The sequence below is a fragment of the Mycobacterium sp. E3305 genome (assembly GCF_001666785.1).
In the GTDB taxonomy this organism is placed as follows: domain Bacteria; phylum Actinomycetota; class Actinomycetes; order Mycobacteriales; family Mycobacteriaceae; genus Mycobacterium.
Window position 1 is genome coordinate 1 of sequence record NZ_LZJA01000306.1, and the last position, 7684, is coordinate 7684.

The 7684-nt window shown below is 66.2% G+C and carries 8 protein-coding genes and 1 pseudogene; 4 read left to right on the top strand and 5 right to left on the bottom strand.

All coding sequences use genetic code 11. The annotated features are described in order from the left end of the window. Positions 1-1103, top strand: a 1103-nt coding sequence (locus tag A5701_RS26640) for a CaiB/BaiF CoA-transferase family protein (protein ID WP_197505070.1), incomplete at its 5' end; no start/stop codon positions are given. A gap of 43 nt (positions 1104-1146) precedes the next feature. On the opposite strand, the gene A5701_RS26645 is transcribed toward A5701_RS26640, so the two are convergent. The 3 genes from A5701_RS26645 to A5701_RS26655 form a co-directional block, all read right to left on the bottom strand. Beyond that, a complete protein-coding gene (locus A5701_RS26645) occupies positions 1147-1623 on the bottom strand; it encodes a MaoC family dehydratase (RefSeq protein WP_067761253.1) in 477 nt (158 codons plus the stop codon). After that, complete coding sequence (locus A5701_RS26650) at positions 1620-2813, bottom strand: amidohydrolase family protein (RefSeq protein WP_067761256.1); 1194 nt, start codon at positions 2811-2813, stop codon at positions 1620-1622. The genes A5701_RS26645 and A5701_RS26650 overlap by 4 nt, the downstream gene beginning before the upstream one ends. Positions 2814-2916: 103 nt before the next feature. Then, a complete protein-coding gene (locus A5701_RS26655) occupies positions 2917-3546 on the bottom strand; it encodes a cysteine hydrolase (protein ID WP_067761259.1) in 630 nt (209 codons plus the stop codon). 49 nt (positions 3547-3595) lie between these two features. On the opposite strand from A5701_RS26655, the gene A5701_RS26660 reads away from it, so the two are divergent. Continuing rightward, positions 3596-4033 (top strand): nuclear transport factor 2 family protein, encoded by a 438-nt coding sequence (locus A5701_RS26660; RefSeq protein ID WP_082969842.1) that lies wholly within the window; start codon positions 3596-3598, stop codon positions 4031-4033. A gap of 7 nt (positions 4034-4040) precedes the next feature. On the opposite strand, the gene A5701_RS26665 is transcribed toward A5701_RS26660, so the two are convergent. Further along, positions 4041-4943, bottom strand: coding sequence for a TIGR03619 family F420-dependent LLM class oxidoreductase (locus A5701_RS26665; RefSeq protein WP_067761262.1), 903 nt, complete (start codon positions 4941-4943; stop codon positions 4041-4043). After that, positions 4940-6055: an acyl-CoA dehydrogenase family protein gene (locus tag A5701_RS26670; RefSeq protein WP_067761265.1), complete on the bottom strand. Its 1116-nt coding sequence runs from the start codon at positions 6053-6055 to the stop codon at positions 4940-4942. Before A5701_RS26670 ends, A5701_RS26665 begins: the two co-directional genes overlap by 4 nt. Before the next feature lie 246 nt (positions 6056-6301). Between A5701_RS26670 and A5701_RS26675 the strand changes: the two genes are divergently transcribed. Next, positions 6302-7498, top strand: coding sequence for an amidohydrolase family protein (locus A5701_RS26675; protein WP_067761268.1), 1197 nt, complete (start codon positions 6302-6304; stop codon positions 7496-7498). Between the two features lie 7 nt (positions 7499-7505). Then, a pseudogene (locus A5701_RS29445) lies at positions 7506-7684 on the top strand (acyl-CoA dehydrogenase); the annotation flags it as partial.

Sequence of the window (7684 nt, forward strand, 5' to 3'; positions counted from 1 at the left end):
CCGACGGCCACCGCTACTCCGGCTCGTTACTCCGCGAAGGGGAAGACTGGTACGAACGGGGGCCACTTTGGCAGGGAACGAACCTCAACAAGCGCGATATCACCCTGGACCTCAACTCCGCCGCCGGCCGCGAGTTGGCCCTGCGGCTGGCCGCCGAGGCCGACGTGGTGGTGGAGAACTTCTCGCCGCGCGTGGTCGAGCAATTCGGGCTCGACTATGAGTCCCTCGCGAAGATCAATCCCGGCGTGATCATGGTGCGAATGCCCGGATTCGGTCTGGAAGGGCCGTGGCGCGACTACGTGGGCTGGGCGCTGAACATCGAACAGGTGTCCGGGATGTCGGCGATGACCGGTTACCCGGATGGCCCGCCGTGCAACCTGCAGGGCCCCGCCGATCCCATCGCCGGCGTACATGCGGGTGTGGCATTGCTGGCCGCGCTCGAGCATCGGCGGTCGACCGGTGAGGGCCAGCTCATCGAGGTCGCGCAAATCGAGGTTGGCGCTGCGGTGACCGCCGAACCGGTGATCGAGTACTCACTGACGGGCACGGTGCGGCCGCGGGAGGGAAATCGGCACCGCGAATACGCCCAAGGCGTTTATCCGACGGCCCGCACCGACGAGTGGATCGCGATCTCCGTGCGCGACGACGCCGACTGGGTCGCGCTGCTGGCCGCCATCGATCGTGACGAGCTGCGCGACGACCCGAGATTCGCGACTGCGGAAGCTCGCCGGCAACACCACGACGAATTCGACGAGGTGCTCGCGAGTTGGACGAGCAGGCGACCCGCCGGTGAGCTGGTGGCAACGCTTGTCCGACAACGCGTCCCAGCCGAGCGTCTACTTGCAGCCGACGAGATGTATGACGTCGAACAGCTCGATGCGCGCGGTTTCTATCAAGATTTGGCCCACCCGATCACTGGCCGACAGAGGTTTCCGGGCTGGCCATTTCAGATCTCGCCGGGCCCCGCACACCACCACCGGACCGCCGCACCGACGCTGGGTCAGCACAACGCCGAGGTGCTTGGGGCGCTTGGACTGTCCGATGCGGACATCGACGCGTTGCAGGAGCAACGCGTCATCGGCCAACGCATTCTCAACGCGTAGCGATACCCGCCGCCGTCAGCCCCGGCGGGCGTGTGTCGTGTGGTCAGGCGTCGACCATCGCCGCGATCGTGTCGACGACGCACGCCGGTCGGTCGTTGCCCTCGACTTCGACCGTGACGCGCACCGTGGCCCGTCCCCCCTTGTCGTTGCGCTCCACCTTCAGCAGCTCGGCCCCCGCCCGGATGCGCGAGTCGACCGGCACCGGCGCGGGGAACCGAAGCTTGTCGGAGCCGTAGTTCACCTGCATCGCCAGCCCGGTCACCTTATAGATCTGTTGCACCAGGATGGGTACCAGCGACAAGGTCAGATAGCCGTGTGCGATGGTCCTGCCATACGGACCGCTGGCCGCCCTCTCCCGGTCGACGTGGATCCACTGATGGTCACCAGTTGCCTCGGCGAAGAGATGGATCTCCTTCTGCGTGACCCGATGCCAATCGCTGTACCCAAGGTGCTCGCCGACGTGAGCCTCGAAGTCCGCGATCCCCTCGTAAACCGTGGGGCCAGCGGGCGCCTGGGTCACGCCGCGACCTTGACCTTCAAGTGCTCGATCGCGTTGCCGCCCATGATCTTTGCCTTGGCCGAGTCCGGGATGCCGTCCAGCCGGTCGACGAAGCTCAGCGGGTCGCCGATACCCTCGGGGTGCGGGAAGTCGGAGCCGAACATGACGTGGTCCTCGCCCATGATGTCGACGATGCCCTTGACGTCGTCCTCTAGGAACGGGTGGATGTAGATGTTGCGCTTGAACACCTCGACCGGGTGCTCGTCGAACTCCTTCGGCATGATCTTGTACGCCGTGTTGAGCTGCTCGAGCAGGTTGCGCACCCAGCCGCTGCCGTTCTCCACGCAGAAGATCTTCAGATCCGGGAAGCGCGAGAGCGCGCCGTGGCAGATCATGGCGGCCAGGGTGTCCTCGATGGCCCGGTGCCCCATCACGACCTCGCGCAGGGCGCTCGGTGCGAAGGACAGGTACTCGTCGCCGCCCTCCCATTCCATGAGGTGTTTTTGGTAGCCGCTGTCCGAGGCGTGCATGGTGACCGGCATGCCGGCGTTGACGACCTCCTCCCAGAACGGGTCGAACTCGGGCAGCCCCATGGATCGCGAGCCGCCGAAGCGACTGGGCACCGGCGCGGGCCGAACCAGGAATGTCTTCATACCGCGCTCCAAGCACCAGTGCAGTTCCCTGATGGCTTCGTCCACGATCGGCAGGCAGATGACGGGTGTGGCGAAGATCCGATCGTGGTAGTTGAACGTCCAATGCTCGTGCATCCACTCGTTGAGCGCGTGGATGATCGCGTGGGTGAGGACGACGTCGTCGGTGGTGCGCTCCTCGATGAGGCTGGCGAGGGTCGGGTACATCACACACTGGTCGAGCCCCAGTTCATCCATCAGCTCCAACCGCGGGGCGGGCGCCTGGTAGGCGGGGATGACATCCATTGCCTCGCCGATGAACTCGCGAAAGTTGAGGCCCTCGGGGTTGTTGCCGAGGAAGTAGTCCTCGGCGCTGCCCGGCCTGGCAACCCGCGCGAACGTCGGGTTGGGGATCATGTGGCTGATGCGGTCCTTGACAACCAGTTTGGGCCTGCCGCTGACCTCGACGTAACCGACCTTCCCGCGGTGCTCCTTGGGCAGGTATTTCGTGAGCGCGTCCGTCGTCTCGTACATGTGGTTGTCGATGTCGAAAACCGGATACGGCAGTGATCGGGACGACATGTGACTCTTCCTCCTGAGCAGCGAATATGATCATTTACGCTATTTGAGAACGACGTTATCACCATCGCCCGGCAACATCCACATCTGGGGCGCCGGCGACAGGTCACACCGCTGCATTCCACACGTCGATGACCGCGCTCGACGGGGTCACGGTGGCGAGCAGGGACAGCGTGTTGTCGATGATCGAATCGGCATACTCGCGCGGGTACCCACTGACCGCGTCCCGCGGTAGGACGAACTGATAGCCACGGTTGACCGCATCCATGACGAAGTTGGTGATCGCGATATTCACCGACACGCCAACTCCGACAATGGTTTTGATTCCCAGGTTGCGCAGCATCGAGTCCAGGTCGGTGCCGCACATCGGGCCGACACCGTGGGTGCGGGTGAGCACAAGGTCGGAGTCGCGTGGACCCAATTCCGGGAGCACCGAGGCGCCCGCGCTACCGGGCGTCAGGTCGACGCTGAAGGATTTCCCCGCCGCGAACAACCGGGCGTTCGTGTTCGAACCGCGACCGTCGGCGCGCCGCTGTATCAGGCAGTGCACGACCGTCACGCCGGCCGCCCTGGCCGCATCGAGCAGCCTGGCAATGTTGGGAATGGCTTCTCGCCGGGCCTCCTCGGCGAGCAGCGGAAGGCCGGCCTGCGGCCCGATCACCCCGCCCTGACACTCTTGGGTCACCAGCGCGGTTGTCACCGGATCGAGCAGGTCCTCAAGGCTTGGTTGCGGCATGAGAATAAACGTTATCGTGTGCTGGAACGGTCATTAACGAGGAGGTCAGGTGGAGGCGTGGGAGCTCGAGGTTCGGGAGTCGGTGCGACAGACGTTGGCCGACTACACCGCGGCCACAGACCGATTCGATCTTCGCGCGCTGGCCGCATGCTTCGGCGACGAGGGCGTGCTGGAATTCACCGGGGGGGACGGGCCGCTGACGGGACCCTCGGCGATCGAGGCGGGCCTGGGCGCCGCTGTGACAAAGCCTGGGCAATCGGGGCGGCGGGCGCCGACTCATGTCCGCCACCACGTCACCAGCATCAGGTTCGGGTCGGTGGCCCGCGACAGGGTCGAGGTCAGCAGTTATTTCGCCGTCCACACCGACATCGGGCTCGACCACTGGGGCCGCTACCGCGACGTACTGACACCCGTCGACGGTCGGTGGCTGTTCGCCCATCGCCGGATCAGCGTGGACGCATTCGCCGCCGGCAGTCTGATGGCGTGACGTCGCGTCACCCGGCGATGAACTCGTCGGCGAAGGCGCGGGCACGGTCGATGACTTCGGTCCGGTCGGCACCTGCCGGCGCGATGGTGAGCCAGGTGACCCCGGCGGACTCGAGCCGCGCGATCGTCGCGTGACGTTCGTCGGCCGACTTACCGTCGTCCAACAGGTTTCCCGCCGAGAAACAGATCTCCAGCGGTGCGGTGCGGCCGATCTCGGCCGCGTACTGCTTGGCCCAGTCGATGGCGAGCGCCAGGTCATCGATCGTCGAGATTTCCGCTGTGCGCGAGGCCGCCGCGTAGCCGAACGTATTGAACGGCGCCCACCCCTGAGCGCGTGACACCGCCCGGCGAACCGCCGCCTTGCTGTTGCCGCCGACCCAGACCGGGGGCGGACTCGCGGGCAGCGGCCGCAACCGGACGCCGCGGGCGGCGAACGACGTCCCCTCGTACGCGAGGTCGCCGCCGCCGAGCACCTTGTCCAGCACATCGAGGGCCTCATCGAGCAGGGCACCGCGGTTGTCGAAATCGACTCCCAGGGCCTTGAATTCGGGCTTCAGGTATCCCGCCGCGGTGCCCAGGATCAGCCGGCCCCCGGACAACACCGCGAGGCTTTGAATCGATTTGGCGCCGAGGAACGGGTTGCGGTAGGCGGCGATGTAGACATTGGTCAGCAGCTTGACGTGGGTCGTTGCGGCGGCGGCGAAGGCCAACGCGACGAACGGATCGAGGGCGTGGTGCCCGCCGTGGTCGAGCCACTTGGAGTCCGGTGCGGGGTGGTCGGTGACATGGACCGCCGCGAATTTGCTCGCCTCGGCCGCTCGCGCGATGTCGGCAATGGCGTCGGCGGTGACGAACTCGTCCACCGCCTCGACTCGCTGGGTGGGCAGTTCGAGAGAGAAAGAAACGGTCACGTGGGTCCTTTCGTCGCGGAGACAAGTGTGGCCAGTCGTTGGGCGTGGTAGTCCGGGTCGCCGAAGATCAACTGGGTGGCCTTGGCGCGGCGGGCGAAAAGGTGGGCGTCGTGTTCCCAGGTGAAGCCGATACCGCCGTGGATGCGCATGTTGTCGAGCGCGACGTGGAGGAAGGCCTCGGAACACACCATTTTCGCGACCGACGCGGCGGTCGGCAGCTCATCGGTGTGGGCCACTTCGGCCGCATGCGACACGGCGGAAAGCGCACCCTCAACCTGAACCAACATGTCCGCGCACCGATGCTTGATCGCCTGGAAACTGCCGATGGGCCGACCGAACTGGATCCGTTGCTTGGCGTAGTCGACGGCCATGTCGAGGCAGCGCCGCGCGGCGCCCACCTGTTCGGCAGTCAGCGCCACGATGGCGAGGTCCGAAGTGTGTGCCAGGAAGTCGGCCGCGGCCCCCTCCGTGCCGATCAGCGCCGCCCGGACACCGCCGAACTCCAGCCGGGCGAATTTTCGGGTGCGGTCGAGTCCTGCCAGCGGGGTCCGGCGGACCCCCTCTGACCCGGCCCGAATCGCCAGCAACGAGATGCCGGCTTCGGTATTGGCCGCGGCGAGGATGACGTCCGCGGTGTGACCGTCGATCACGAGCGGCGCCTCACCGTGGACCCGGTAGGCGCCGCCGCTGCGGTCGGCACGCAACGTCACTGCACCGGGGTCCCAGGCGCCAAGGCGGCCGTTGAGGATCAGCGTTGCGGTGGCAGAGCCGTCAACGAAGCCGGGGATGAACTCTTCGGCCGCGGCATCATCGCCGCTGGCGAGAATGGCCTGGGTCGCCATGGCCACGGTGGCGAAGAAGGGGGAGCACAGCAACGTGCGCCCCATTTCCTCAAAGACCACCGCCAGTTCGGCCATGCCCGCACCCGCCCCGCCCCACCGCTCGGGAACCCCGATGCCGTGCAGCCCCAACTCGCCGGCCATCTGGCGCCACGATGCCTCGTCGTAGCCGGTTTCCGTCGCCATCAACTTGCGCACGGTCTCGCTGGGTGATGTGGCCGTCAGGTAGTCCCGAACGACCGCGCGGAGCTCGTCGAGCTCACCGGTCGGCACGCGCAGCCTCCCGGCTCGGCCGTGTCGCGGGATCGGCCATCCACAAGCCAATCGCTGCGGGCCCGATCCTCTTGTCTCCCAGCGGTTGTGAAGGTCTCATGTCTCCTCGGTGCGATTGCGGCCGAGCCGGCGCCGCCCGCTGCTCGAGCCCTTCGGGCATCCAGCCCGGGATGGCCATTGCCGCACCAGGATAGTATGTTTTCTGGAAATAGAGAATTTACATTCTCACTAAAGGAGACCGACGCGGTGACCACGAAACTCGATTACGGCATCTTCGACTGCGATACGCACTGCTACGAGACGCGGGATGCGTTCACCCGCTATCTGCCCGAAAAGTTCCGAGACCGGGCGATCACCACCGTACGCGGGGCCGACGGCGTCGAGGTGATCCTGGCCGGCCATCGCGTCGCGACCTTCAACAGCGAGGGCGGTTTGGGCCTGGATGTCGCCTACCGGCCAGGCTCGCTCAAGGAGATGCTCAGGCAAATGGGATCGGGCAACCCCGAGGAGTCTTACGAGCCGCAACCCATGCAACCGGAATTCGTCGAGCGTGCCGCCCGGCTGGCCGTCATGGCGGACCAGAACATCGAGCGGATGGTCATCTATCCCAGCGGTATGGCGCTGGCGGCGGAACACTACGTCGACGACACTGCGGCACTGTATGCGAATCTGCGCTCGTTCAACCGATGGTTCGACGAAGAGTGGGGCTTCAACTACGACGACAGGATCTATGCGACGGCGCTGATGTCGTTGCGCGACTTGGATTCCGCGATCGCGGAGACCGAGGCGATCATCGCGCAGGGAGCGAAGTTCGTGCTGCTGCCGACGGGGCCGGCCTACGGCCGGTCACCGGGCGACCCGTACTTCGATCCCATTTACGCGCGCCTGCAGGAGGCCGGCTGCGTCCTGGTGTTCCACATCATGCCGTTCTGGTACTTCAATGCGATTTCGCCCGCGTGGGGCCAGGACCCCGACCCGGCCTCCTGGCACATGTCCGCGTGGCAGTGGATGAACATCTACGGGCAGCGGCCGATCGAGGAGACGTTGTCAGCCCTCATCTTCGACAATCTCTTCGGCCGCTTTCCGGGTCTGAATGTCCTCGTCGCCGAGCACGGCGCGGAATGGGTGCCGTTCTTCGTCCGGCACATGGACAAGAGCCGCGGCATGGGCCGCAACGGACCATGGATCGGCGGGAAGCTCACGGAGCGACCGTCGGCGATCTTCCGCCGTCATGTTCGGGTCGTGCCGTACCCCGAGGACGACATCCCGGCGATCGTCGCGAGCCTGGGATACGACGACTGCCTGGTCATGGGCTCGGATTACCCGCACGCCGAAGGGCTGGCCGTGCCGGCCGAGTTCGCCAAGTTGCTCGACCCGCTCGACGACGCCACCAAGCGACGGATCATGCGCGACAACGCCGACCAGCTGCTCGCCCGCAGCTAACGGCGCGATGGCGGACGAGGACGTCGACCTCGACCTGTTGAGAGCGTCGGCGCGGGAGTTCCTGGCCGAACGCGGCGAGCGGGGATCGGTCAAGGACCTTGCCGAAATGGACTGGACCGGCCTGCTCGTGGATGAGGTGCTGGGGGGCACCGGGTGGCGTCCGGTCGAGGCCTGCGTCGTGGCGGA

Coding starts and splice junctions, on each gene's coding strand:
- A5701_RS26650 (WP_067761256.1), bottom strand. CDS start 2,813: ATGTCGTCCCGATCACTGCCGTATCCGGTTTTCGACATCGACAACCAC.
- A5701_RS26655 (WP_067761259.1), bottom strand. CDS start 3,546: ATGCCGCAACCAAGCCTTGAGGACCTGCTCGATCCGGTGACAACCGCG.